General features: G+C 57.4%; 27 protein-coding genes and 1 tRNA gene. 15 read left to right on the plus strand and 13 right to left on the minus strand.

All coding sequences use genetic code 11. From position 1 onward, the window contains the following. Positions 1-169: 169 nt before the first annotated feature. Positions 170-922 carry a TylF/MycF/NovP-related O-methyltransferase gene (locus AC2FEB_RS06550; protein ID WP_496675105.1) on the plus strand — a complete coding sequence of 251 codons (753 nt, stop codon included), beginning with the start codon at positions 170-172 and terminating at the stop codon, positions 920-922. 359 nt (positions 923-1,281) lie between these two features. Here AC2FEB_RS06550 and AC2FEB_RS06555 read toward each other — a convergent pair. Continuing rightward, a tRNA-Leu gene (locus AC2FEB_RS06555) sits at positions 1,282-1,368 on the minus strand. Between the two features lie 141 nt (positions 1,369-1,509). Between AC2FEB_RS06555 and AC2FEB_RS06560 the strand changes: the two genes are divergently transcribed. Then, positions 1,510-2,169, plus strand: coding sequence for a DsbA family oxidoreductase (locus AC2FEB_RS06560; RefSeq protein WP_496675103.1), 660 nt, complete (start codon positions 1,510-1,512; stop codon positions 2,167-2,169). Positions 2,170-2,208: 39 nt separating this feature from the next. After that, positions 2,209-2,865 (plus strand): lipoyl(octanoyl) transferase LipB, encoded by a 657-nt coding sequence (gene lipB, locus AC2FEB_RS06565; RefSeq protein WP_496675101.1) that lies wholly within the window; start codon positions 2,209-2,211, stop codon positions 2,863-2,865. Positions 2,866-3,180: 315 nt separating this feature from the next. Here lipB and AC2FEB_RS06570 read toward each other — a convergent pair whose 3' ends face one another. Beyond that, positions 3,181-4,122, minus strand: a complete 942-nt coding sequence (locus AC2FEB_RS06570; RefSeq protein WP_496675099.1) for a cation diffusion facilitator family transporter — start codon at positions 4,120-4,122, stop codon at positions 3,181-3,183. Between the two features lie 82 nt (positions 4,123-4,204). Here AC2FEB_RS06570 and AC2FEB_RS06575 point away from each other — a divergent pair, with 82 nt between their 5' ends. Further along, positions 4,205-4,627, plus strand: a complete 423-nt coding sequence (locus tag AC2FEB_RS06575) for a MerR family transcriptional regulator (protein ID WP_496675098.1) — start codon at positions 4,205-4,207, stop codon at positions 4,625-4,627. Here the strand turns inward: AC2FEB_RS06575 and AC2FEB_RS06580 are convergent, their stop codons facing one another. After that, a complete protein-coding gene (locus AC2FEB_RS06580; RefSeq protein ID WP_496675096.1) occupies positions 4,628-5,047 on the minus strand; it encodes an HIT family protein in 420 nt (139 codons plus the stop codon). It abuts the gene before it with no gap. A gap of 305 nt (positions 5,048-5,352) precedes the next feature. Between AC2FEB_RS06580 and ctaD the strand changes: the two genes are divergently transcribed. From ctaD to AC2FEB_RS06595, 3 genes are all read left to right on the plus strand, one after another. Beyond that, positions 5,353-7,011 (plus strand): cytochrome c oxidase subunit I, encoded by a 1,659-nt coding sequence (gene ctaD / locus AC2FEB_RS06585; protein ID WP_117869314.1) that lies wholly within the window; start codon positions 5,353-5,355, stop codon positions 7,009-7,011. Between the two features lie 122 nt (positions 7,012-7,133). Then, a complete protein-coding gene (locus AC2FEB_RS06590) occupies positions 7,134-7,733 on the plus strand; it encodes a 2-hydroxychromene-2-carboxylate isomerase (RefSeq protein ID WP_117869315.1) in 600 nt (199 codons plus the stop codon). Between the two features lie 44 nt (positions 7,734-7,777). Further along, positions 7,778-8,269, plus strand: coding sequence for a DUF2244 domain-containing protein (locus tag AC2FEB_RS06595; protein WP_496675092.1), 492 nt, complete (start codon positions 7,778-7,780; stop codon positions 8,267-8,269). A 21-nt stretch (positions 8,270-8,290) separates the two neighbouring features. Here AC2FEB_RS06595 and AC2FEB_RS06600 read toward each other — a convergent pair whose 3' ends face one another. Beyond that, positions 8,291-8,776 carry a GatB/YqeY domain-containing protein gene (locus AC2FEB_RS06600; RefSeq protein WP_117869317.1) on the minus strand — a complete coding sequence of 162 codons (486 nt, stop codon included), beginning with the start codon at positions 8,774-8,776 and terminating at the stop codon, positions 8,291-8,293. Between the two features lie 183 nt (positions 8,777-8,959). Here AC2FEB_RS06600 and carA point away from each other — a divergent pair, with 183 nt between their 5' ends. After that, a complete protein-coding gene (gene carA / locus AC2FEB_RS06605) occupies positions 8,960-10,126 on the plus strand; it encodes a glutamine-hydrolyzing carbamoyl-phosphate synthase small subunit (RefSeq protein ID WP_496675090.1) in 1,167 nt (388 codons plus the stop codon). Positions 10,127-10,207: 81 nt separating this feature from the next. Next, positions 10,208-12,085: a glycosyltransferase gene (locus AC2FEB_RS06610; RefSeq protein ID WP_496675088.1), complete on the plus strand. Its 1,878-nt coding sequence runs from the start codon at positions 10,208-10,210 to the stop codon at positions 12,083-12,085. Between the two features lie 3 nt (positions 12,086-12,088). Here the strand turns inward: AC2FEB_RS06610 and AC2FEB_RS06615 are convergent, their stop codons facing one another. Beyond that, entirely contained in the window at positions 12,089-12,736 is a 648-nt protein-coding gene (locus tag AC2FEB_RS06615; RefSeq protein ID WP_117869320.1) for a GntR family transcriptional regulator, read from the minus strand. 100 nt (positions 12,737-12,836) lie between these two features. Between AC2FEB_RS06615 and AC2FEB_RS06620 the strand changes: the two genes are divergently transcribed. The 3 genes from AC2FEB_RS06620 (at position 12,837) to AC2FEB_RS06630 (ending at position 15,086) form a co-directional block, all read left to right on the plus strand. Then, positions 12,837-13,481 (plus strand): pyrimidine 5'-nucleotidase, encoded by a 645-nt coding sequence (locus AC2FEB_RS06620; RefSeq protein ID WP_496675086.1) that lies wholly within the window; start codon positions 12,837-12,839, stop codon positions 13,479-13,481. Between the two features lie 85 nt (positions 13,482-13,566). Further along, positions 13,567-13,815 (plus strand): hypothetical protein, encoded by a 249-nt coding sequence (locus AC2FEB_RS06625; RefSeq protein ID WP_117869322.1) that lies wholly within the window; start codon positions 13,567-13,569, stop codon positions 13,813-13,815. A 74-nt stretch (positions 13,816-13,889) separates the two neighbouring features. After that, positions 13,890-15,086 carry a UbiH/UbiF family hydroxylase gene (locus AC2FEB_RS06630; RefSeq protein ID WP_496675084.1) on the plus strand — a complete coding sequence of 399 codons (1,197 nt, stop codon included), beginning with the start codon at positions 13,890-13,892 and terminating at the stop codon, positions 15,084-15,086. A 12-nt stretch (positions 15,087-15,098) separates the two neighbouring features. Here the strand turns inward: AC2FEB_RS06630 and AC2FEB_RS06635 are convergent, their stop codons facing one another. After that, positions 15,099-16,226, minus strand: a complete 1,128-nt coding sequence (locus AC2FEB_RS06635) for an aminotransferase class V-fold PLP-dependent enzyme (protein ID WP_496675083.1) — start codon at positions 16,224-16,226, stop codon at positions 15,099-15,101. A gap of 231 nt (positions 16,227-16,457) precedes the next feature. On the opposite strand from AC2FEB_RS06635, the gene hutC reads away from it, so the two are divergent. After that, positions 16,458-17,159, plus strand: coding sequence for a histidine utilization transcriptional repressor HutC (gene hutC / locus AC2FEB_RS06640; protein ID WP_254683811.1), 702 nt, complete (start codon positions 16,458-16,460; stop codon positions 17,157-17,159). 6 nt (positions 17,160-17,165) lie between these two features. Here hutC and AC2FEB_RS06645 read toward each other — a convergent pair whose 3' ends face one another. Both AC2FEB_RS06645 and AC2FEB_RS06650 read right to left on the minus strand, forming a co-directional pair. Further along, a complete protein-coding gene (locus AC2FEB_RS06645; protein ID WP_117869325.1) occupies positions 17,166-17,624 on the minus strand; it encodes an Lrp/AsnC family transcriptional regulator in 459 nt (152 codons plus the stop codon). Then, positions 17,621-18,076: an Lrp/AsnC family transcriptional regulator gene (locus AC2FEB_RS06650; RefSeq protein WP_117869326.1), complete on the minus strand. Its 456-nt coding sequence runs from the start codon at positions 18,074-18,076 to the stop codon at positions 17,621-17,623. The genes AC2FEB_RS06645 and AC2FEB_RS06650 overlap by 4 nt, the downstream gene beginning before the upstream one ends. Positions 18,077-18,207: 131 nt before the next feature. Between AC2FEB_RS06650 and ilvC the strand changes: the two genes are divergently transcribed. Both ilvC and AC2FEB_RS06660 read left to right on the plus strand, forming a co-directional pair. Next, on the plus strand, positions 18,208-19,230 hold the full coding sequence (gene ilvC / locus AC2FEB_RS06655; RefSeq protein ID WP_117869327.1) for a ketol-acid reductoisomerase: 1,023 nt from the start codon (positions 18,208-18,210) through the stop codon (positions 19,228-19,230). A 134-nt stretch (positions 19,231-19,364) separates the two neighbouring features. Further along, the gene (locus tag AC2FEB_RS06660; RefSeq protein ID WP_299896131.1) at positions 19,365-20,267 is read left to right on the plus strand and encodes a DMT family transporter; all 903 of its coding nucleotides are present in this window, start codon (positions 19,365-19,367) and stop codon (positions 20,265-20,267) included. Here the strand turns inward: AC2FEB_RS06660 and glmM are convergent. The 5 genes from glmM to AC2FEB_RS06685 form a co-directional block, all read right to left on the minus strand. Next, a complete protein-coding gene (gene glmM / locus AC2FEB_RS06665) occupies positions 20,264-21,607 on the minus strand; it encodes a phosphoglucosamine mutase (RefSeq protein WP_117869329.1) in 1,344 nt (447 codons plus the stop codon). The genes AC2FEB_RS06660 and glmM overlap by 4 nt on opposite strands. A 33-nt stretch (positions 21,608-21,640) precedes the next feature. Then, positions 21,641-22,639 (minus strand): dihydropteroate synthase, encoded by a 999-nt coding sequence (gene folP, locus AC2FEB_RS06670; RefSeq protein ID WP_496675079.1) that lies wholly within the window; start codon positions 22,637-22,639, stop codon positions 21,641-21,643. After that, positions 22,636-23,556, minus strand: a complete 921-nt coding sequence (locus AC2FEB_RS06675; protein WP_299638497.1) for a dihydroneopterin aldolase — start codon at positions 23,554-23,556, stop codon at positions 22,636-22,638. The genes folP and AC2FEB_RS06675 overlap by 4 nt, the downstream gene beginning before the upstream one ends. Before the next feature lie 101 nt (positions 23,557-23,657). Then, entirely contained in the window at positions 23,658-25,031 is a 1,374-nt protein-coding gene (locus tag AC2FEB_RS06680; protein WP_496883919.1) for a multicopper oxidase family protein, read from the minus strand. A gap of 74 nt (positions 25,032-25,105) precedes the next feature. Beyond that, positions 25,106-25,780: a cell wall hydrolase gene (locus AC2FEB_RS06685; protein WP_299896120.1), complete on the minus strand. Its 675-nt coding sequence runs from the start codon at positions 25,778-25,780 to the stop codon at positions 25,106-25,108. Positions 25,781-25,857 lie beyond the last annotated feature (77 nt).

Genomic DNA, 25,857 nt, shown 5'->3' on the forward strand with positions numbered 1-25,857 from the left:
TGTTATACCCCTGAAGCTCGCGGGTATGAATCACGCAGGCGGGATGGCGACAACCAAATTAATAGGTCCAGAACCTAACCAACCCTCCTGGCGATTTCCCGCGAATCTTATTGAAACTTTACAGCAGAGAGGTCAGAACCAGCCAGACATCTATGCAAGGTTATAATTTATGCTCGCGGAACTTCGGGAACAATATCTGACCACGGTTGCCCGTGCCCTGGATGGCACGATTTATGAAGACCCACCAATTCTGTTTGGAGACACCAAACCGGATTATGACTCCAAAAACCGTGAATACGGCTGGGATTGGCCGTCTGTTGCGTTCACGATGGTGGGCAGCAAGCGATTGGCCAATGTTCGCGCCATGGTAGAATCCGTCATTGGCAACCAGGTTCCCGGCGATTTTGTCGAAACCGGAGTATGGCGTGGCGGTGCCAGCATCTTTGCGAAGGCGGTTCTCTTTGCGTACGGCCAGAATGACCGACGTGTCGTTCTATGCGACTCGTTTCAGGGCCTGCCCGAGCCAAATGAAGAGCTTTACCCAGAGGACAAAGGGTCTGACTTTCACAAGTACGACGCCCTGGCCGTGTCAGCTGATACAGTAAGGGCAAATTTTGAAAAGTTTGGGCTTCTGGATGATCAGGTTGTGTTCATTGAAGGCTTCTTCAAAGACACCATGCCACTGGTACCCAGCGAGCAGATCGCCGTGCTGCGTCTTGACGGTGACATGTATGAATCAACCATAGATCCTTTGCGGCACCTTTTCGGCAAAGTCTCGAAAGGTGGATGGATCATCGTGGACGACTATCATGTGGTTCCCGCAGCCAAAGCTGCCGTGCATGATTATCTTGACGAAGTGGGTTATCAGCCACCCGCGATCAATGAAATCGATGGTGTGGGTGTCTATTTCCAGAAGGTGTAGAGAGAACCCGCTGGAACAGACTTGGAGTTCAGGTCACGGGTCAAGTTGGGCCTACAACTTGCGGGCGCTGCTGGCGTCGGGGCCCGTCACCTGAACACCTGAAACGTCAGGCTCACCAAGGCTGTGGCCTATTCGTGTTTCAGAATGGCCGACCAAGCAAACACCCCCGGGGGCACTACCGGACAGCATCCTCAACATCCCGATGAACGTCCACAATGTGGAACTGATTCAAGTTCTGAAAGCGTCTATTTCACTTGGTATAGCTGTCTTCGACAGCCCTTTCGGACCTCGCTCAGTGGACAAAAGAGCGGATGCAATCTTCGCACCCTTCATCAATTTCTAATTTTTTCACTGAGAGTTGGTGCGGTCGAGAAGACTCGAACTTCCACGGGTGTTACCCCACAGCGACCTCAACGCTGCGCGTCTACCAATTCCGCCACGACCGCACTGCCAATGACTTGGTAAAGCGGCGTATAGACGTTGGTGTGCGCGATGTGAAGAGGCAAAAACACTCCGGTTCAAAAACCTTCACCGCGACCTTATCTATGCTACCGGACAACACGCTAATGATCTGACAGGAGCCGCAGATGACCCCGCCCGATAACCGCCCAATCGTTCAGATCGATATCGTCTCGGATGTTGTGTGCCCCTGGTGTGTTGTCGGGTTTCGGCAGCTTGAGGAAGCGCTGCAGCAACAGGGTGTCCTTGCCCGGCTTCGCTGGCATCCGTTCGAGTTGAACCCGAACATGCCGCCCGAGGGCCAGAATTTGCGCGAGCATATCATGGAGAAATACGGCACGACCGGTGACCAAAGCCAGCAGGCCCGGGACAGGCTTACCTCGATCGGCGCTGAGCTCGGCTTTACCTTCAACTTCGACGAAGACAGCAGAATGGTGAATACACTCGCGGCGCATCAGTTGCTGGATTGGACGGAAGGGTTTGGTCGGCAGCATCCATTGAAACTGGCTCTGTTTGACGCGTATTTCACACATCAGAGGAATGTTTCCGATATTGATGTTCTGCTGGAAGCTGTTCGGTCCATCGGGCTGGACGCGGATAAAGCGCGACAAGCGCTTGAAAGCGGAAAACACATAGCCCCCGTACGTGAAAAGCAGCAGTTCTGGACCAGCCGGGGCATTTCAGGTGTGCCATCCATGGTATTTGGCGGAAAATATCTGCTGACCGGCGCGCAAGGATCTGAAACCTATGCACAGGTGTTGCAACGTTGCCTGTCTGAGGCCGCCTGACCCCTTTCCCTGACCGATCTGGACGGTTATGAGGCCGACATGGAATGGAAAATCACCGATGGTCTGACCAGCTATGACGACGCCGTTGCCTTTATGGAGGCGCGGGTCGCCGCAATCGCAAGTGGCGACGCCGAGGAATGTGTCTGGCTGTTGGAACACCCGCCGCTTTATACTGCGGGAACCTCAGCCAAGAACGAGGATCTGACCGACCCTGATCGGTTTCCGGTTTATGAAAGCAAACGCGGGGGCGAATACACCTATCACGGGCCCGGTCAGCGTGTGGCTTATGTCATGCTGGATCTGAACAAACGGGGACGCGATGTGCGCCGTTTTGTGAAGCAGCTTGAAACCTGGGTGATTTCAGCGCTGGCGGAGTTCAATGTACAAGGTGAGATTCGTGGCGGGCGCGTGGGGGTTTGGGTTCGGCGTGACGACAAGCCTTTGACGGCGACCGGCAAACCGGCGGAAGATAAAATCGCCGCCATTGGTTTGCGCCTGCGCAAATGGGTCAGTTTTCACGGTATCTCAGTGAATGTCGAACCGGATCTGGAACATTTTTCGGGCATCGTCCCATGCGGGATAAGCGAATACGGCGTGACGTCATTGGTCGATCTGGGGCTGCCGGTGACAATGGCGGATATTGATGCAGCTCTGGAAAAGACATTCGCAGACGTTTTTGGATCTGCTGATTCCTGAACTCAACTGCCAATCGCTGCGCAGCGAATCGCTGCGCTCTACTGTAGCAAACAACAATCCTTGTGACCGGGTGGCTCTGTTTCCCATGCGTAAGGCAATTAACCCTGAATTCGGTGGATTTAGGGAAGTCTTTAAGCATTTTATAACTCAGGTAGATACAAAGGCCCCGTTAACGAGTAATGTGGAACTGCCAATCAAGAGTGAGTGGTATGTTAACCGGTGATCCAGGGCTCGCCCTCGAAATCCGAGAAGTGTTTGGTTACGAGTCTGCCGTTCCGACCCCAAATCGGAACGGCAATTCTCTTTTAGGCACCGCTATTCTTCCTGGTGCCCAAATCGGGACGAACCGACGCAGGCGCGGTCGGCCTGTTCCAGTTCGAGCGTCGCATGGCCTACCCCAAAACGATCCAGAAGGGTTAGCCTGACACTGTTCCGCACCTCTTCGGCCGTTTGCCAGGCGTCTGTATCGATGACCAGATGAGCCGTCAGCGCGGGCTGCCGTTCCTGCATGCTCCACAAATGCATGTGATGCACTTCGGCCACCCCTTCTGTTTCTTCAATAGCCGCCGCAACTTGCTCTGGTTCCAGGTCGAGCGGTGCGCCCAGCATCAGAATGCGGATCGTCTCACCTATCTCACTTTTGACATGCCACATGATGTAGACCGAGATCAGGATTGTCACCACCGGGTCCACCCATGTCCAGCCGAACAGGATCACTGCGGTTCCCGCCACGATCACGGCGACTGATCCCAATGCGTCAGCAACATTATGAATGAATGCGGCCCGGATATTCATGCTCTCCTTGGCCAGAGCATACGTCAGCGCAGCGGTTACGAGATCGACCACCAATGCCAGCGCGGCGATCCAAACCATAATCCTCCCGTTGATCGGCTCGGGTTCAAAAAACCGTATCACTCCTTCGTAGAACAGATAGACAGACAGCACGATCAACGTGGTGTAATTGACCAATGCGGCGACGACTTCGGCCCGGCCATAGCCAAAGCTCATACGGGCATCGGCGGGGCGCCGGGCTATCTTTCGGGCGAAAAACGCGATTATCAGCGCGACGGCGTCCGAAAAGTTGTGCAGCGCATCGGCAATCAACGCCAGAGAGCCCGAAATGATGCCACCGATGACCTGAGCCACAGTCAGGAACATGTTCACCCCAATCGCCCAGGCGACGCGCGCATCACCTGCGTCGGGATCGATGTGACTATGATGATGACCATGTCCGGTGTGGGAATGCTGGTGTGCCATGTCGTTTCCTGTCCCTTGTTACGGCTTCCCAGAGCATGTAGTTCCTCTAGCCACTAGAGGTTCAAGAGGCCGCAACGGAAAAATGTACTCAATCGGGGACTTATCGCGCCGAACCGGAGTGAAAATTCCCACAATCCGGTTTTATGAAGACAAAGGCCTTTTGCCCAAGCCAGAGCGAACGGCGGGCAATCAACGCCGGTATGACGATACCGCGTTAAAGCAGCTGATCTTCATTCGCCATTGTCGTGATGTGGGATTGCCACTGGCCGACGTCGTGGGCTTGCTGTCCCTTGAGGGCGCGTCTGGCAGCGACCTTAACCGGGCGCACGAAATTGCCGAAAAGCAACTGGCCGACCTCCGGGATCGTATTGCCCGCCTTCAAAACCTCGAGGCGGAACTGACCCGAATTTCAGCGGCCTGCGACGGGCAGCACGACCACGTCTGTGCCGTGCTGCACGCGTTTCAAGATCATGGCGAATGTATGGGGCCACATGGCGCCGAATGATCAGGCGAGTGCGGCGCTGATCTTTTTCGCGTGGTCCCCGATAAGCTCGAAATCCCCCATCTTGCCCGGTGGGCGCATGGAAACGCCTTCGTAGCGCGGCAAGATGTGAAAATGCAGGTGGAAGACTTCCTGCCCGCCTGCCGCCTCACTGAATTGCTGAATTGTCACCCCGTCCGCGTCAAATGCGGACTTAACGGCCCGGGCCATTTTCTGCACTGTTCTCATAACTGCCGTCAGTTGCTCGGGCGTAGCGTCCAGTACGTTGCGGCAGGGCGTTTTGGGGATCACCAGTAGATGCCCGTCCGTGCGTGGCATGATATCCATGAAAGCCAGCGTTTCGTCATCCTCGTACACGCGCGTGCACGGGATTTCTCCGCGCAGGATTTTCGCAAAAATATTGTCGGGGTCGTAATCAGCCATCTCAAACCTCTGGATTGCGGGTGTTGGCACCGTTCTGAGACGCGCGCAGGCAACGGTCAAGGCGGAACTCTGCCAACACCCTTGCCGCATCGACAGGCCGGGCTTGAATTCTCGTCCGCCACGCCCAGATACCCCATGTTGAAGGCCGGAAAACCGCGCGGCACCCGCCTGCCCGCGACAATTAATCTTGATCCAGATCAAACTCGGCCATTGAAGGTGCCCTCTCCACATTCTAAAACCAGCAGGAATCCCGCGCGTTGGAGAGGTCCGACTGCGCGGTGCAGTTGCAACAGGAGGCACCTATAATGGCAGACGCAGCCATTCATGGCCACGACCATGAAGACGAGCGCAGCTTTTTCCAGCGCTGGTTCATGTCGACCAACCACAAGGACATCGGGATTCTGTACCTGGTCGTTTCGGCGCTTGCCGGTCTGATCTCGGTTCTGATGACCGTCTACATGCGGCTCGAGCTGATGCACCCGGGCGTTCAGTACATGTGCTTGGAAGGCTTCATGGCCGACCCATGTACACCCAACGGGCATCTGTGGAACGTCATGATCACCTACCACGGTGTTCTGATGATGTTCTTTGTCGTCATCCCTGCCCTGTTCGGCGGATTTGGCAACTATTTCATGCCGTTGCAGATCGGCGCACCGGATATGGCGTTCCCGCGGATGAACAACCTGTCCTTCTGGCTGTATGTCGCTGGTACCTCGCTGGGTGTGGCCTCGCTGCTCAGCCCCGGGGGTAACGATCAGCTTGGTTCGGGCGTCGGCTGGGTTTTGTACCCGCCGCTGTCGACGACCGAGGGCGGCATGTCCATGGATCTTGCGATCTTTGCCGTGCACGTATCGGGCGCCTCCTCGATCCTCGGCGCGATCAACATGATCACAACCTTCCTGAACATGCGTGCCCCGGGCATGACCCTGTTCAAGGTGCCGCTGTTCAGCTGGTCGATCTTTGTCACCGCGTGGCTGATTCTGCTGGCTCTGCCGGTTCTGGCGGGCGCGATCACCATGCTGCTGATGGACCGCAACTTTGGCTTCACCTTCTTTGATCCGGCCGGCGGCGGCGATCCGATCTTGTATCAGCACATCCTGTGGTTCTTCGGCCACCCGGAAGTGTACATCGTGATCCTGCCCGGATTCGGCATCATCAGCCATGTCATCGCGACCTTCTCGCGCAAACCGATCTTCGGTTATCTGCCGATGGTTTGGGCGATCATCGCGATTGGTGTTCTGGGCTTCGTCGTGTGGGCGCACCACATGTACACCGTTGGCATGTCGCTGCGTCAGCAGGCCTATTTCATGCTGGCCACGATGGTCATCGCGGTTCCGACAGGGGTTAAAGTCTTCTCGTGGATTGCGACGATGTGGGGCGGTTCCATCGAGTTCAAGACACCGATGCTGTTCGCCTTCGGCTTCCTGTTCCTGTTCACCGTCGGCGGTGTGACCGGTGTGGTTCTGTCGCAGGCTGGCGTGGACCGCGCCTATCACGACACCTACTACGTGGTCGCGCACTTCCACTACGTGATGTCGCTGGGCGCCGTATTCGCGATCTTTGCCGGGGTGTACTTCTACTTCAGCAAAATGACCGGCCGTCAGTACTCAGAGTTCTGGGGCAAGGTTCACTTCTGGATGTTCTTCATCGGCGCCAACCTGACCTTCTTCCCGCAGCACTTCCTGGGTCGTCAGGGTATGCCGCGCCGCTATATCGACTACCCAGAGGCTTTCGCCCAGTGGAACTTCGTTTCGTCGATCGGTGCGTTCATCTCGTTCGCCTCGTTCCTGCTGTTCTTTGGCATCGTGTTCTACGCCCTGTTCCGTGGTGCAAAAGAAACGCGTCCAAACCCGTGGAACGAATACGCGGACACGCTGGAATGGACCCTGCCCACGCCGCCGCCCGAACACACGTTCGAGCAGCTGCCCAAGCAGGAAGACTGGGACAAGGGCCACGCGCATTGATCCCGATCTGATCCAAAGAAACCCCGCCCAAGTGGCGGGGTTTTTCATTGCCTTCGCAGCCGGTTCGCCAATTGCACCAAAATCCGCTATGATACCCCCGCAGAACAGTCGGAGGATCGGCAATGCCGGAAATCGACTTTTGGTATTCAATCGGCAGCACATACAGCTTCCTTACCGTGATGCGTCTGGACGATTGGCGCGTTGAACATGACGCCACTGTTAACTGGCGGCCCTTCAATGTGCGCACGATCATGTCAGCACAGCAGAATATCCCGTTCGCCGGTAAACCGGAAAAATCCACATATATGTGGCGCGACATCGAACGTCGCTGTGCCAAGTATCACATCCACGCCAGCCTGCCGGCACCCTATCCGATTTCTGACCTGGCCTTGGCCAATCAGATCGCTGTCCTTGGCATGATGGATGGATGGGGCAAATCTTTTACCCAAAACCTGTACCGTATCTGGTTTGAGGAAGGCGTCGACGCAGGCAGCGAAATCGCTCTGTCCGAAGCTTTGCTGCGCTGCCAGCAAGATCCCCGTCTGACACTGGCACGTGCGCGCAGCCCGGATATCGTCGCGGCACTGGAAGCTGAAACGGATATTGCCGTGAAACTGGGTGTTTTCGGTGCTCCCAGCTTTGTCGTGAGGCAAGAAGTGTTCTGGGGCGACGACCGTTTGGATGACGCCTTGTCTTGGGCGCGTGTCGGCCACGTCGTCTGATCAAAACCCGTCGACTTGACGCAGCACCGCGTTATGTTTCCGGTATGCCGTACAAATGGAATCAGACATCCGAAACCGAACAGGAACTGCGCCTCTGGCCGCATAACTCTCTGCCGCGACGCGGGGCAATGATCACTGTCCTGTCAGTGTTTCTGTTCGGCCTGATCCCGCTGCTGGCCGTGCTCGGATCAGTGGTACTGTGGGGACTGTTACCGTTTCTGCTGATTTCGGTGTTGGGCCTGTGGTTTGCCCTTCAGGCGAACTATCGGGCGCGCAGCGTTTCCGAGGTATTGACGCTAACTGGTACCGAGGCCCACCTCGTCCACCATACTCCAGGCAACGGGTCGCAGGAATGGTCCTGTAACCGATACTGGGCGCGACCTGAAATGCACGAGCAAGGCGGCCCTGTCCCTCATTACGTCACCCTTATTGGGGACGGGCGCGAGGTCGAAATAGGAGCGTTCCTGTCTGAGGATGAGCGCATCACGCTCTATGACGAATTGGTCAAAAAACTGCGCGAACCAATCGCGCAGTAATTGCCTTGAGCATCGGATGACTCAGCAGTTTCCGTTTGACGCGGCGCAGAGGTGGTCCTTGACCATCGGCCCGACCTTGCCGAAATCCATCTGACCGGTATAGCGGGTCTTCAGCTCGCCCATGACCTTTCCCATGTCACGAATGGAACCGGCTCCGGTTGAAGTAATCGCGGCCTGAATCGCTTTTGACACTTCATCATCATCCAGCTGCTTGGGCAGAAACTCTTCAATGACGGCAACTTCCTGCATCTCGCGCTCGGCCAAATCCAGGCGTCCACCCTCTTCATAGGCGCGCGCGCTTTCCTTGCGTTGCTTGGTCATTTTACCAAGTATTTCAAGAACCTCTGCATCACCGCAGCCTTTGACCTCTTCGTTGTCCGAGGCGCGCGCGGCGATGTCACGGTCCTTGATGGCCGCGTTGATCAACCGCAGCGTCGATAGACGCTCGGCTGCCTTGTCTTTCATTGCTTGCTTCAGGGCGGCATTCACCCGTGATCGCATGTCCATTTGGCTTGTCCATCCCCATGACAACGGAACCCCGAACATATCTAAACAAAAAGCGTGTTACAACCGGGGGCGATCAGTATTAACCTATTGAAAAATAACGATAGCCTAAAAAATGAACGGACTTGACCCAAGCGCCCAACCCCCTTAGGTATGCGCCGGTTTACCTTGCAGGAGAGTCGCGCCATGGCCCAGAACGTCCCGTCCAAGCCCACCGCATGTCTGGCTTTGGCCGACGGAACACTGTTTTTCGGCCTCGGCTTCGGTGCAACCGGACAGACCGTGGCTGAACTCTGCTTCAACACAGCCATGACCGGATATCAGGAAATCATGACCGATCCATCCTATGCCGGGCAGATCGTAACCTTTACCTTCCCCCATATCGGCAATGTCGGCGTGAACCCGGAAGATGACGAAACCGGCGATCCGGTAGCCGCTGGCATGGTTGTCAAATGGGATCCGACCGAGCCGTCCAACTGGCGCTCGGCCGAGGAGCTGAAAGGCTGGCTTGCCCGCCGTGGCCGTATCGCCATCGGCGGCGTTGATACCCGTCGCCTCACACGCGCCATCCGCCAGCAAGGTGCGCCGCATGTGGCGCTGGCTCATGACCCCGAGGGCAATTTCGACATCGAAGCCCTGGTTGCTGCGGCCCGCGGCTTTGCCGGGCTGGAAGGTATGGACTTGGCCAAGGAAGTCACCTGTGCCCAAAGCTATCGCTGGGGTGAAATGCGGTGGGCGTGGCCTGACGGGTACAGGCGACAAGAGGCCCCTGCCCACAAAGTCGTGGCTGTGGATTACGGTGCCAAGCGCAACATTCTGCGCTGCCTCGCCTCGGCTGGATGCGATGTCACCGTATTGCCAGCGACAGCGACCGCAGCCGAAGTGCTAGCCCATCAGCCAGACGGCGTTTTCCTGTCGAACGGTCCCGGCGACCCGGCCGCAACTGGTGCCTATGCTGTGCCGATGATCAAGGAAATCCTAGACACAACCGATCTGCCCGTCTTCGGTATCTGCCTTGGCCACCAGATGCTGGCACTGGCTTTGGGCGGTCAGACAGTCAAGATGAACCATGGTCATCACGGCGCGAACCACCCGGTCAAGGATCTGGACACCGGCAAGGTCGAAATCACCTCGATGAATCACGGTTTTGCCGTGGACGCGCAGTCTCTGCCGGAAGGTGTTGTCGAGACCCACAGGTCGCTGTTTGATGGCTCGAACTGCGGTATCCGCATGACTGACAGACCTGTATACTCGGTGCAATATCACCCCGAAGCATCGCCCGGGCCTCAGGACAGTTTCTATCTGTTCGAACGTTTCGCCGATGCGATGGAAAAGAAAAAAGAGCAGGCATAACGCCGGAACTTACCAGAATTAACGGCACGTTAACCTTGTTTGAACAACCCTGAGCGCAGGTAACTGTGCCAGGGTTTTATTATGGTTGAGCTTAACCTCCAGGATTTTACAACCGCCGCCCCGTTCCCGGCGCCCGGTTTTCGCAAACCGCTGGGCACTTGCCTGTTGGAGAACGAGGTCATCACCCGCTCGCAACTGGACCACGCATTGAGCCTGCAGGCCAGACAGAAAGCGCCCCTTGGCGAGATTTTGGTTGGCGAAGGATATGCCAACAGGCAAGACGTTCTGACGGCCCTATCCACGCAGTTCGAGTGGCAAATCGCGGACCTTGAACAGATCCCACCAATGCGCGGATTGTGCGAACTGAAGCCAGTAGATTTCTGGCTTGAACACAATGTTATTCCCTGGATGCGCATAGGCCCGCTGCTTTTGGTCGCCACCGCCCGGCCTGATCGTTTTGCGACCGTTGTTACCGAGATGCAGGATTGCGACCATGCCATCCTGCCGGTTCTTGCGGATTCTCATCAGATCGACCGTGTCATTGCACTGCACTTCTCGCAGACACTCGCAAATGCTGCCGAAACCCGTGTAAACGCCGCACAAAGCTGCCGCAACTGGACCGCCGGATCCCGGCTTGTAACATCCGCAACAGCGGTGAGTGTGTTGTTTCTTTTCGCCCTATTCCCCGCGTTTGGATTGATGGTTTTGTTGGGCGCGGCCGTGGGGACTTTGGTTCTTTTTGCAGCATTTCGGACAATTGGCACCCTTGCCTACCTCGGCGACCACATGAAAAAGCCGACCGAACCACCAGAGGCGGCAATCGCGCTTCGGCACCCCTGTGTGTCCATCATGGTGCCGTTGTACAAGGAACGAGAAATCGCGAATGCTCTGGTGCAGCGGCTCCAAAGGCTGACCTACCCCAAAGCGCTTCTGGACGTCATCCTCGTGCTTGAGGAAACGGATGACGTGACGCGCGACGCCCTTGCGCAGGCGGCTCTGCCCAGTTGGATGCGTGTTGTTGTCGTCCCGGAATTGAACGGGCTGACCACCAAACCGCGCGCCATGAATTACGCGCTGGACTTTTGCCGTGGTGACATCGTTGGCGTTTGGGATGCCGAAGACGCACCTCAGCCAGATCAGATCGAACGTGTGGTGGCGCATTTCACTCAAGCTTCGCCCGAGGTGGTTTGCCTGCAAGGTGTTCTGGATTACTACAACCCTCGCACAAACTGGCGGTCACGCTGTTTTACCATTGAGTACAACAGCTGGTTTCGTGTGATCCTGCCGGGCATCGCACGAATGGGCCTGGTCGTCCCGCTTGGGGGAACGACGTTCTTTTTCCGCCGTGAGAAGCTGTTGGAACTGGGCGGCTGGGACGCCCACAATGTTACCGAAGATGCCGATTTGGGCGTGCGGCTTTGCCGGGCCGGTTATCGGACCGAGATGGTGGATACCACGACACTCGAAGAGGCAAATTTTCGGGCCTGGCCGTGGGTGAAGCAACGCTCACGTTGGCTCAAGGGTTTCATGGTTACCTATCTTGTGCACATGCGTAACCCACGGAAACTGTGTGCGGACCTGGGTGCGGTGAAGTTTTTTGGCCTACAGGCGTTCTTTCTGGGCACGCTGGGTCAATTCCTGTTGGCCCCTGTTCTCTGGATTTTCTGGCTATACGCCATGGGCATAACCAATCCGATGGAGCAAATCCTGTCACACCAGATGGCAACAGTGTTGGTCTGGCTGTTTCTGGCGACCGAGGCCCTGAATATCTGCGCCGGGATCATCGCTGTATCCGCGCGTGAACGCCGTTTCTTGCTGCCTTGGGTCCCGACGATGTTTCTGTATTTTCCACTAGGTGCGGTTGCCGGTTACAAAGCGCTGTGGGAGCTGGCGACAAATCCGTTTTTTTGGGACAAAACCCAACATGGTCAGGCCAGCGAAAACATTCCGCTGGCCTGACGTTCATTTATCGCGACGACTGGCATCCTGTTTCAGACGAGTCATGAAAGCGATTGAGATATGCTCCTTCAGCGCCCGCCCCGCGGCTTCCTCGTCGCGGGCGGCGATGGCTTCTACAATTCCCTTATGCTCACTTTGTGCAATCTCACCACGCCCCTGAACTGCCAGAGAAGTGGTCGCCATCAGGGCCATCGTCCGGTGGACCAGATCGAGCTGCTGAACCAGATAGCGGTTGTGTGACGCCAGATGAATCTGTTCGTGAAACCGTCGGTTGGCGCGCGACAAAGCCGTTGGGTCATCGATAAGTTTGTCGTCTTCAACAACCATATCCTGAAGAACCTTGATCTCTTCTTCAGTAGCGTGTTTTGCGGCCAGCCGTGCGGCAAGCCCTTCAAGTTCCCGGCGCACAATGTAAAGCTCGGCCATCTGGTTGTGGTCCAGAGACGCCACGATCAATGACCTCCCGTCCCGTTCCAGCAAGGATTGGGTTTCCAAGCGTTGCAGCGCTTCACGGATCGGAGTGCGCGACACGCCGAACCGTTCAGCCAATTCGCTTTCGACCAATCGATCACCGGGCTTGTAGACCCCCACATCGATGGCTTCGAGAATAAGGCTGTAGGCGTCCTTGGTCGGGGATCGGGTTTGGCTCATGGGATCATTTGTCTCCTCGTTCGGACATGTCTAGCCGTGTCAGGGGGCGGCGATCAAGTACAGCATTGAAAACCGCCCGACTGCGCCCTAAACCCAAGCCATGGTCAAACCTTCGTTTAGTCATGTCACCCAATGGGTGTTCGATCTGGATAACACCCTGTATCCGCCGCAGATGCGGCTGTTCGATCAGATCGAAGTTCTGATGACGGACTATGTGGTGCAAGCCATCGGTGTGGAACGGGCCGAGGCCGACAGGCTACGCGCGCATTACTGGCGCGAATACGGGACAACGCTGGCCGGATTGATGGCCGAATATGATCTGGACCCCGACCCTTATCTGCACGCGGTACATCAGGTTGACATGAGCCACATGGACCCGGATGCGGAGCTGGCCGACCATATACGCGCCCTTCCAGGTCGGCGGATCGTCTACACCAACGGCAGCGCGCCCTACGCGGAACGTGTATTGGAAGCACGCGGCCTGACAGGCTTGTTCGACGCGATATATGGTGTCGAACACGCAGGGTATCGACCAAAGCCCGAAAAAGCTGCGTTCGAAGCGATCTTTGAAAAGGACGGCCTTCAGGCCGAAATGGCGGCGATGTTCGAAGACGACCCTCGCAATCTTGCGGCCCCGCACGAGATGGGAATGCGTACGGTTCATGTTTCTCCTGACCGGCATGAAGCCGATCACATCCACCACCACACGGACGATCTGACCGCGTTTTTGGCCCGCCTGCGATAGCCTGTCACAGTGCGACGATCTGCACGTTCCGCACCTGCATCTGCGTCCCTATATGCGCAGCAGCGACGAACAGATGGAGACCCCGATGAGCGCGATCGAGATGCCCGGACGCCTGCCGATTTGGCAACGTCTTTTCTTTGCAATTCCGGTTATGGGGTGGCTGGCGCGCGACGCGGCTAACGCTAAGCCAGAAGATCTGTACTATACTGTCGCTGCCATTTTCAGCATGTGGGGCTGTTCCATAATGCTGTTCGGCCTTCCCGGTCTCTACATCCCCGCCCTTATGATGGTGCCGGTGATGTTTCTGATCCTCGTCCTGATTTCGCGCGGCTGAAATACGGGACAGGATGTCACTTGGCACTCGGGGCAGATCCGAATTAGGTTCTGCCCGGAATGATGAGAGGCGCCATGACCGACAGCTGTGACATCCTGATTTCCGGTGGTGGGATCGCCGGTCTGACCGCTGCGGCGGTATTCGGAACGGCAGGATTTGAAGTGATCTGCGTTGATCCGAGCCCTCCGATCACCGAGCGGGATGTGGACGGGTCAGACCTGCGCACCACAGCTTTTTTGCAGCCTGCGCGCGGCCTGCTGGAACAATGCGGTCTGTGGGCAAGGCTGGATACTCACGCGGCTCCGCTGCAAATCATGCGGATCGTTGACGCGGGCGGCGACGTGCCCGAGCCGCGCGTTGTCCGCGACTTCAACGCAGCCGACATTTCTGAACACCCTTTCGGTTGGAACTTGCCCAACTGGTTGCTGCGCCGAGAAATGGTGGCGCGACTGGCTGAATTGCCCAATGTCGATTTCCGCCCTGGCACCGGAACCACCAGCTTGTTCACCCGAACCGCCGAGGCCCGCGTGGGCCTGAGCGATGGAAACCGCGTCCGGTGTAAACTGGTGCTTGCCGCCGATGGTCGCAACTCACCTATGCGCGAAGCCGCCGGGATCAAAGTTCACACGACACGATATGGGCAGAAGGCGCTGGCCTTTGCGGTGACACACCCAATTCCACACGAGAATGTCTCGACCGAGATTCACAGATCCGGGGGACCGTTCACGATGGTGCCTCTGCCTGACTGGAAAGGGCAGCCCTCGTCCGCCATTGTCTGGATGGAACGCGGACCGAAGGCCGTTGAACTCCTGAACCTTGAGCCCGAGGCATTCGAAGCCGCTATGACCGCTCGTTCTTGCGGTTTGTTCGGCCCGCTGAATTTGGCCTCCCGCAGAACGATCTGGCCGATCATCAGCCAATCCGCAGAACGGCTGGCGGGGGAACGCATTGCCCTGATGGCTGAGGCCGCGCATGTGGTGCCACCCATCGGAGCACAGGGATTGAACATGTCGTTGGGCGATCTGCGGTGCCTGCTGGATTTGGCGCAAGCCCGGCCCGAAGGTCTGGGAGACGCACAGATGCTGGACGCCTATCACAAGGCCCGTCACACCGAGGTCGAGATGCGCGTCAAGGGCATTGATCTGCTGAACCGCGCCTCGATGATCGAGGCACGTCCGCTGCGGGATGCACGGGCGATGGGTCTGAGCGCGCTCTATTCTCTGCCAAGCGTGCGCAAGACGTTGATGCAGATGGGCCTTGGCGTTCGCTAAGGCCCGGTCCGCTTACAGAACATGATCCAGCACCCGCTTCAAACGCGCGATGGTGCCGTCCACGTCGTACAGCTTGTCGAGCCCGAACAGGCCCAACCGAAAAGTGCTGAACCCTTCGGGCTCATCGCATTGCAACGGGACACCAGCGGCAATCTGCATACCCAGTGCCGCAAATTTCCTGCCGTTCTGAATTTCGGGATCCGAGGTGTAGCTGACCACAACTCCGGGCGCGCCGAAACCGTCGGCGGCAACCGAAACAACGCCCTTGTCCTTCAGCATCGACCGCACACCGTCGCCCAACGCCCACTGCGCCGCACGCAGTTTTTCGAACCCATAATCTCGAGTCTCTGCCATGGTGTCGCGGAAAGCCAGCAAAGCATCGGTCGGCATCGTGGCGTGATAGGCGTGGCCGCCGTTTTCATAGGCTTGCATGATCTGCCGCCATTTCTTCAAATCAATGGCGAAACTGTCAGAACTGGTCTGCTCCAGCCGTGCCTCGCCCCGTTCAGACAGCATGACCAGACCGGCACATGGCGACGCGCTCCACCCCTTCTGAGGCGCAGAGATCAGAACATCGACACCGGTGGTTTTCATGTCCACCCAGGCGCAACCCGACGCAATGCAATCCAACACCATCAATGCACCCACCTCGTGCGCCGCGCTTGCCAGCGCGGTCACATAATCATCCGGCAGAATGACCCCCGCCGAGGTTTCGACATGCGGAGCAAAAACAACACCGGGCTTTTGTTCGCGAATCGCGGCGACGACCTCTTCGATCGGAGCAGGCGCAAAAGGCGATGGGCTGGCATTGCCAGTCTCCCGCGCTTTCATGACCGTGGTCGAGTTTGTCAGGGAACCGCTCTCAATGATCTGGCTCCACCGGTACGAGAACCATCCGTTGCGAACCACCAGCACATCCGCGCCGCGGGCAAACTGTCGGGCGACCGCTTCCATGGCATAGGTTCCACCGCCCGGAATAACTGCGACACCTTCCGCGTTGTACACGTCTTTCAGCATGTCCGAAATGTCGCGCATCACCTGCTGAAACTTCTGCGACATATGGTTCAACGAGCGGTCGGTAAACACGACCGAGAATTCTTCAAGCCCGTTCGGGTCAACGGTATCCAACAAGGCAGGCATGAGGCGTCCTTTCCAAAGCGTTTTCGAAGTTTTGTCCCCTTTGCCCGTGCGGGTAAAGCCCATTCGCGACAAAAGTTTGACCCCATGTAAAGTAGCGGAAACAGTAACTTTTTTCCGCCTACGCCCCTGAAAACACGAGAAATGACGCCAAGTAGTGTCACTTCCCCTTTACACTTCTGCTTGATTCTGAACAGATGCGCACACTTTATACTTGAAGGGACATATTTACCCGTGACGATACAAAAGCGGATCAGCTTCCAGTTCGTTCGAGACGAAGTAAAACGACGCATTGAAAGCCGTGTCTGGCCACAAGGATCGCTTTTGCCGACAGAGACTCAGCTGGCTGAGGAATTCAATTGCGCCCGGGCCACTGTGAACAGAGCCATGAGGGAACTGGCGGATCAGGGCTTTGTCGAGCGCAAACGCAAGAGCGGAACACGTGTCAAGAAAGAGCCCAGCAAACACGCCAAACTCGAATTTTCACTGGCGCGGCAAGTGGTCGAAAGCCAGAATGCAACCTATCGCTACGCGCTTGTTGAACGGAACGTAGTCACCAGCCCCGGATGGCTTTCGTCACAAATCAACGTGGCACCGGATGTGCGCGTTCTGCATATTGTCTGCATGCATTATGCAAATAATCGGCCTTTTCAGATGGAAGAACGGTGGATCAACATTGAGGCTGTTCCAGATGTAGAGGACGCGGACCTGATCGAACAGGGGCCACATGAGTGGCTGTTGACGGCTGCGCCCTTTACCGACGCCGAGGTTGCTTTCTGCGCCATTTCTGCGGATGCGCGGTTGGCAGAATTCATGGGCACCACGGCAGGGACATCCATGATTCAGATGGAACGCACAACGTGGAAAGAAGACAAACCACTCACCTTTGCGCGTATGACACACCATCCGGGTTATTGTATTCGTACCAAATACTGAGCGTATTCAACCGATCGGCCCAGGTAGGCGTTCTTCGCTAAGCAGCACGTTTGCCTCGACATCGCCCGCGCCCGGCAATGTCATGATCCGGCGCCGCAATACACGCTCGAAATCGGCCAAGTCTCGGGCCACGACACGCAGTCGATAGTCATACAGTCCAAGCACATGCTCGACTGTCTGCACCTCGGGAACGGCACTGACGGCGCGCTCAAAATCTTCAAGGCTGATCTGGCCTTTTCGCCCGAGTTTGATACCCAGAAAGACGGTAACACCAAACCCAAGCGCCTCGGCATTCAGGCGCAGCCGTCGGCCCTTGATTACCCCGGTTTCTTCCAGCCTGCGGATACGACGCCACGTGGCGGGTTGAGATAACCCGAACCTGCGCCCCAACGCTCCGGCACTTTGCGTCGCGTCCTGTTGCAGTGCGCGAAGAAGACCGCGATCGATCTCATCCAGCTCAATCATACCGGCAGTACCTCGTCCCGCTTGACCCTCGCGATATGCATCAGGGCCTCGATATCGGCGATATGAGGCAGGGTCAGAATCCGGTCGCGATAGAGCTGCTGATAGTGCTTCATATCTCTTGCAATGACGGAAAGACGAACGTCGACACGACCCAGAAAGGTCTGGATCTCGATTACCTCTGCCACATCACGCGCCGCCTGCGTGAATTCGTCGAACGCACGGGCTTGTGTCTTGTCAAGCGTGATCCGAAGCGAGACCTCGACTGCATATCCCATCGCGGCCCAGTCTATCACGGCCTCCTGCCCTTCGATGATCCCTGCGGCCTGCATCTTTTCGATCCGCCGCCAGCAGACACCCGCGCTGATCCGGCAAAGATCGGCCAGTTCCGCTGTTGTCAGGCTCGGGTCTGCTTGAAAGTGGCGCAGAATGCGTCGATCAATATCATCAAGCATGATTTTTATATTTTCTCCTGCTATCGCGAATTATTCTTCATCTTTTTTGCAAATACTCAAGCCCAACCCTATCGCCATTGCGCGAACAGGCAGATACAACCGCCGCAACCTAACCAGAAAGGACCGGCGAAATGCGCGTCTATTACGATCGCGATTGCGACATCAACCTGATCAAAGACAAGAAAGTGGCCATCCTCGGCTATGGCTCGCAAGGTCACGCTCACGCGCTGAACCTGCGCGACTCCGGTGCAAAGAACCTGGTTGTCGCCCTGCGCGAAGGATCGCCTTCGGCCAAAAAAGCCGAAGCCGAAGGTTTGCAAGTCATGGGCATCGCCGAAGCGGCGGCCTGGTGCGACGTCATCATGTTCACCATGCCCGACGAGCTACAGGCCGAGACCTACAAAAAATACGTCCACGACAACATCAAGCCCGGTGCGGCCATCGCGTTTGCGCACGGCCTGAATGTTCACTTCGGCCTGATCGAGCCGAAAGAAGGCGTCGACGTCATCATGATGGCCCCCAAGGGCCCCGGCCATACAGTGCGCGGCGAATACACCAAGGGCGGCGGCGTTCCCTGCTTGGTCGCGGTTCACAACGACGCAACCGGCAAGGCGCTGGAAATCGGCTTGTCCTACTGCTCGGCCATTGGTGGCGGCCGCTCGGGCATCATCGAAACCAACTTCCGTGAAGAGTGTGAGACCGACCTGTTCGGCGAACAGGCTGTTCTGTGCGGCGGTCTGGTCGAACTGATCCGTTGCGGGTTTGAGACTTTGGTCGAAGCCGGTTACGCCCCTGAAATGGCCTATTTCGAGTGTCTGCACGAAGTGAAACTGATCGTCGATCTGATCTACGAAGGCGGCATCGCCAACATGGATTATTCGATCTCGAACACCGCCGAGTACGGCCAGTACGTCACCGGGCCGCGTATCCTGAAATACGACGAGACCAAAGCGCGTATGAAAGAGGTCCTGAACGACATCCAGCAGGGTAAATTCGTTCGTGACTTCATGCTGGAAAACGCCGTTGGCCAGCCGACCATCAAAGCGGCGCGCCGTGCCAATGACGAGCATCAGATCGAAGAAACCGGCGCCAAGCTGCGCGGCATGATGCCGTGGATCTCGGCCGGCAAAATGGTCGACAAAGAAAAGAACTGAGCCTGACCTTAGTCAGCATAAGGGCGGCCACAGCGGTCGCCCTTTTTCGTTTGCACAAAAGAGTGGCGCGGCACAAAAACTCCCGATCAGACTGATCTATTTCGCGAACTTGCGCTGCCCGACAGGACAAATCAATGGTGCAACAGCCGACAAAACAGGACTGGAGCGGCGTCTTTACGCTGGGCCTGATCTGGGGCGCAACGTTCATGGTCGTTGCGATGGCGCTGGAAGGCTATGGGCCGATCACGGTCGCCACGTCCAGAACCACCCTGGGTGCCGTAACGCTTCTGTTGCTGATGTGGGTAACCGGGCGCAAAATGCCTGTTCTGACGCCTGCCCTTGGGAGTTCGATACTTCTGATTGGTGTTCTATCCACAGCCGTACCCTTCATGCTGCTCAGCTGGGGGCAACAATTCGTACCATCCGCCTTTGCTGGGTTGTCCATGGCCGCCATTCCACTGATGGTATTGCCGCTTGCGCATTTCTTTTCTGACGAGCCGCTTAATCTACGTCGCTTGCTGGGCGTGTGTCTGGGCTTCTCGGGAGCTTTGGTATTGATCGGCCCCGGTCTGGCACAGCTTGGCCAGGGAGCCGAACCTCTGGCCCAATTGGCCTGTATCACTGCCGCATTGTGCTATGCGTCTTCGTCGATTTTGACCCGTCGCTGTCCGCCTGTCGACCCGTTGGCGCTTGCTGCGCTGACCCTGCTGGTTGGGGCTGCGTTGTTGGTGCCAATCATGCTGATGACCGAAGGCTTGCCCAGATGGCAAGGCACGCGCCCCACACTTGCTCTGATCGTGCTGGGCTTGGTGCCGACGGCATTCGCCACCCTGCTGCGCGTGTCCATTACCCGCAGCGCAGGTTCCGTGTTTCTGACACTGGTGAACTACCAGGTGCCCATCTGGTCAATGGTATTCGGCGCGTGGGTTCTGTCCGAGGCCCTGCCCCTGCGCTTTTTCATCGCCCTTGCGTTGATCCTGACAGGCATGGCCATCAGTCAATGGTTCAGCCTGCGCAAGGTTCTGTTCGGGCACTAGCTTGTGGCGGCCTCAACCTCGGCGACGATGCTGTCAACTACTTGGGTCAGCAACCCATCGTCTTCGCATTCAGCCATCACGCGGATCAACGGTTCGGTCCCGGATTTGCGGATCAACAACCGGCCCTGCCCATTCAACCGTGCCTCGGCATCGGCAATGGCCGCCTGTACACTTTGCACCTCCAACGGGGTTTGATCGCTGGAATAACGTACATTCTTCAGCAACTGCGGCACGGTTTCGAACTGTTTGGACAGATCCGACGCCTTGCGCCCCGACAGAACCATTTCCGCCAGGAAATGCAGGCCTGCCATCAAGCCGTCACCGGTGGTGGCATAATCGCTCATCACGATATGGCCGGACTGTTCCCCGCCAAGGTTGAACCCACCTTCACGCATCCGTTCGACCACGTAGCGATCGCCGACAGCCGTTCGCTCCAGACGCAAACCCTGCGCTGTCAGGTGGCGTTCCAGACCCAAGTTGGACATGACAGTCGCGACCAGGGCATCGCCCTTCAACTGGCCCGATTTCTTCCACGCCGTCGCCAGCAAAGCCATAAGCTGATCACCATCAGCCACCTGACCGGTTTCATCGACCACAACCACCCTATCCGCGTCGCCATCCAGACAAATGCCCACGTCGGCACCATGCGCGACAACGGTTTCAGCGGCCAGATGTGGCTTGGTCGATCCGCAGTTGAGGTTGATGTTCTTGCCGTTGGGCGCAATTCCCACGGGAATCACATCTGCACCCAGCTCCCACAGAACTTCCGGCGCGGTGCGGTGGGCTGCGCCGTTTGCACAATCGATCACCACTTTCAAACCATCCAGGCTCACGTTCCGCGGCAACGACGATTTCACACGCTCGCCATAGCGAAACCGTGCATCGTCAACCCGGCGCGCTCGACCGATATTCTGCGCCTGGGCTGGCCTGACGCCATCGTCGATCAGCCTTTCGATTTCGACCTCGGCCTGATCGGACAGTTTATAGCCGTCCGGGCCAAAGAACTTGATCCCGTTGTCTTCGGCAGGGTTATGGCTGGCCGAGATCATGACGCCCAAATCGGCTCGCATGGACCGGGTCATGAGACCAACGGCGGGGGTCGGAACGGGTCCCAGCAGCAACACATTCATTCCTGTGGACGTCAATCCGGCCGTCAGCGCGTTTTCCAACATATAGCCGGACAGGCGTGTATCCTTACCGATGACAACCCGGTGCACACCTGTCGCGTCGCGTCGAAAGTACCGCCCGACCGCTGCCCCGATGCGCAGCGCCATCTCTGCCGTCATCGGATGCGTGTTGGCGGTGCCCCGCACCCCGTCGGTTCCGAACAGCTTGCGCATAAGTGTCACTCCGTGATTTGTCGTGCGACCGGATTACCGGACAGCAGCCCATAGGCGCAAGGCCTGAGAGGTCTCGGCCACGTCATGAACGCGAATGATCTGCACGCCCTGAGACAATCCTGCCAGAGCCACTGCAATTGATCCCGGTGCGCGGGCAGTCTTGCGAGGTTCATTTCCGATGGACCCAATGAAGCCCTTGCGCGACACGCCCAGTAGGATCGGGCAGCCCAACCCGTGGAACAGGCTGAGATTGCGCAGAAGGGTCAAATTGTGATCCTCTGTCTTCCCAAACCCGATCCCGGGATCCACGACGATCAGATCGCGGCTCAGGCCCAAGCCTTCCAGCATCGCAATCTGGCTTTCGAGAAAGTCGTAAACATCCAGCAGAACATTGTCGTATTGGGGATCGTCCTGCATCGTCGCCGGATCACCTTGCATGTGCATGACACAGACAGGCGCACCTTGCTTGGCACATAACGGTGCCAATTCCGGATCGAAGGTGAAGCCCGAGACATCGTTGACCAACCCCGCCCCGGCGTCACAGGCGGCCTTGGCGACGTCGGCCTTGCGTGTATCGATGGAAATCAAAGCGCCTGTTTCTGACCGGATCGCTTCGATCAACGGGCGGGTTCGTGCAATCTCTTCCTCCACCGGAACAAAATCAGCACCCGGGCGGGTGGATTCTCCACCGACATCCAGAATTGTTGCCCCATGTGCCACCATCTCGACTGCAGCCGCACGGGCCGCGTTCGCCGAGCTGTGAACACCGCCATCCGAGAAACTGTCCGGCGTGGCATTCAGAATCCCCATGATATGAGGCACGTGCATGTCGAGACCTGCGACGTCAGCCCGCGGTTGGCTCAAACGGCTCAGGTGATCCGACGGAACGTCCGAGGCCGCGACGATTTCGGGTTCGGACCCGCGCCGCAGGGCCTCGACATGGGTGAACCAGAGCGGTTGGCCGACCAGCGGCACAGCGTCTGTGGGACGAGTCGCTCCATGCTGGACCAGTGGTCTGAAATAGGCGCTCACAGCTGGGCCTGATCCACCGCAACAGCGCGCAATGGCGTTTTGGGTTCCGTCGGCAAAGCGCCGCCTATCACCATCATTTCGCTCGCCTCAAAGGTCGCGGCAAACCATGCAGCCAACGCTACGGCATCCGACGGGGCAGCGGACGGGCCGTCAACGGCGTCCAATACGATCTTGGATGGCGCCCAAACGCAGATTTGGCCGTTCTTCATCGCCCAATCCAATTCGGTCCGCGTCGAGACCACCACACAGCGATGATCTCGTGCCGCCAGAACCCACGCATTCTGTTCGATGGCCAATAGGTCAATCCGGCGCTGCGTCATCGCATGTCCCGTTTGTGGAGCGGCCAGTTCCGACGCCCCGACACACAGGATCAGTGGACGCCGACGGTTCTCCAACTGATCAATCCAACCCGTCAGATTATCCGAGGCAATGGCGTCATTCGACAGGAACACAAGGCGGGGGTGCGGGCGTTCTTCTTCGGCCACTTCGTGGTGGACCGAGTCTTTTCCGCGCACGATCTCAACCCCCAATGCGCCCGGACCCCGATCCAATTTTTCGATGCGAACAAAGACTCTTACAGCCTGAGGCTCAAGCAGTATGCGTTCCGCAACACGCTCTGCCAATGTCTCAAGCAGATTCAGGCGCTCGGCCGCCAGCTCATAGGCGATGGATTCCGTTACCCTGTCATAAGACAGGATGCGATCCACATCATCATCAATCGGGTCTGTCAGAGGCCGGACTTCGACCACGATGTTGAAGCAGATCCGCTGGGTTGTTCCCCGCTCGGCCTGGAAGGCACCGATTTCGACTTCGACAATATGGTCGCGCAACGAGATACGATCCAACGGCCCCCGGGGGGACGTCGCCTCGGACCGTTCGGACGGGTGTGCGAATGCCAGACGGATTTCAGAACTCATGGGTCAGGCCTTTTCGGGCTCGTTTCAAAGTTCGCCTACTATAGGCGTTGCGAGGGCCTATAGCATTCAAACAAGCGCCATTCCAACCGCCGAATGCGTCGTCAGAAGACCCGAAACCAGCTCATCATCCCGGACGCGGCGTGCCCCAGCATATGGCAATGCAGCAACCAGTTCCCCGGATTGTCCGCGATCAATGCGATTTGGCGAGCCTGTCCTCGCCCGACCAGAATAGTGTCGCGCCAGGGACCAAGAGAACCATCACCAAGGATCAGTCGGAAGTGATGTCCGTGCAGATGCATCGCATGCGGAAAGGCGGATTCATTCACAAACTCAATCCTGTGCAAACTACCGACAGCAGCATCCAGAAACGGCTCTTCGGGGCGCTCGGCGTAACCATTCAGCGCCCAGAACTTGCCCAACTGCGCCAACTCGCGGCCCGACAATTCAGCTTCGCCCAGCCGGGCACTTTCCAGCCAGCGCATTGCACCACCTTGCAGACGCATCTGGTGCGTTTGTGCTTCTTGAAGATTTCCGATCTCAGGCAAGGGATTAGACGGCAACGCTGACACACCCTGCCTGTGCGCCTTCGCAGCACTACCACTGACTTCGAACCGCGCCAGACCAAAGGATCCATCCCTTTCGACACTGACCAAGCTTGCCGTATCTCCTTCGGCGGTGACATCGACAATCAGATCCGCGCGCTGCGCCGGCGCCAGCGGGAAAGAGCTGGATAGTTCTAGTGGCTTTTCCAAAGGCATTCCATCCAACGCGACGATCCACCCCACAAGACCATCCAGATCCAGATCCAGGATCCGGGCATTGGACGCGTTGACCAGTCGCAGTCGCAGCCGCTCGTTTCTTCGCACCGCATACACAGGATCGAATGATCCGTTGACGGTAAGGATGTTCCCAAGCCTACCTGCATGGCTCAGATCATGGCCATTGTCGAAATCATCCATTATCTGTGCGGTCTCAGGGTTCAACCGCCAATCATCCAACATCAGCACCAGATCCTGATCGACATCCGGTGCCGTGGCCTCTGCAACGATCAGCGGCCCGTAAAGCCCGCGGGCCACCTGTTCCATCGACCGGTTATGCGCGTGGTACCAATAGGTGCCCGCGTCGGGAACGACGAAGTCATAGTCAAAAGAACTGCCCGGTACGACGGCATCCTGAGTCAAACCGGGCACACCGTCCATGGCGTTGTCTATGCGGATCCCGTGCCAGTGGACCGATGTTGCTTGCGGAAGGTCATTCACCAGTTTGCGCTGAACGCGTGCGCCCTGATCGACCCTTATGGCCGTTCCGGGGACTGTGTCACCGTAACTCCAGACTGTTGTGTCAGGAAACCCTTGAGGTGCAACGCGTTGGCGGGTCACATGCGCCTTGAGCGGCGGATAACCGGCCCGGGCCGCGACCGGCAGAATTGTGGCTGCGACGGCTGTTTTAAGAATGTGTCGTCGGGTGAAAAGCATTACGGGCCTCCTGAGCCCGCAATATAGACTGCAACCCGCATCGCGCCATCAAGCTTCCAGCGCGGGTGCGTCAATCAGTTGCTCGCTGTCCGATAGTTGTGGCGGTAGAAAATATGCACACCAATCCGCGCAGTCTGCTTATAGACACGCGACCAAGATGGACGGACCGCTGTCGTGTGGTAGTGCGTCGCCCCTTCGGTCAGCTCTTTGCCAACACCATCAATAGCTGCACGAGCGACTTTGGATACGCGCTCATAGGCCTTCTTCTCATGAATGACTTCTTTGCGGCCGTCGCAAGTGTAAGTGAACTGGCACTGGTATTTCTTACCGGTCCCCTGGCGGATTACACCACACAACGAACTCGGAAAGCGGCTGCTCTTGACCCGGTTCAGAATAACCTCGGCCACTGCAAACTGACCGCGCACGCTTTCGCCACGGGCTTCGAAGTACAACGCCTCGGACAGGCACTTCCAGTTTTCGTCACCGGTCGCCTTGGGCCGTTGGTCAAGCCAGTCCTTGGAGTATGTTATTTCAACAGGTTTAGCCGCCTTACGGGGCTGGAACAGTTTGAAATAGTCACGAAAGCTTTGCGCCGGCAATTCGCTGCGGGCGACAAGTTCTTTCTTTGCAGTATCAATCGCTTCCCTCTCGGCGAAGGACGCACTCGGCAGCACGGTTGCCGCCATTGTGGCAACAGCCATTATGTAACGTAGCATCAGATAACCTCGCACAGGCACTTCACGCGCCATACCCTCCCCCGGCGGGCGCGACGAGGCATCTAACGCAATCTAGCGAAAAGGTCCAGTCTTTCAAAAAATGCAAGTGG

The organism is Ruegeria sp. YTSC106 (genome assembly GCF_059609765.1).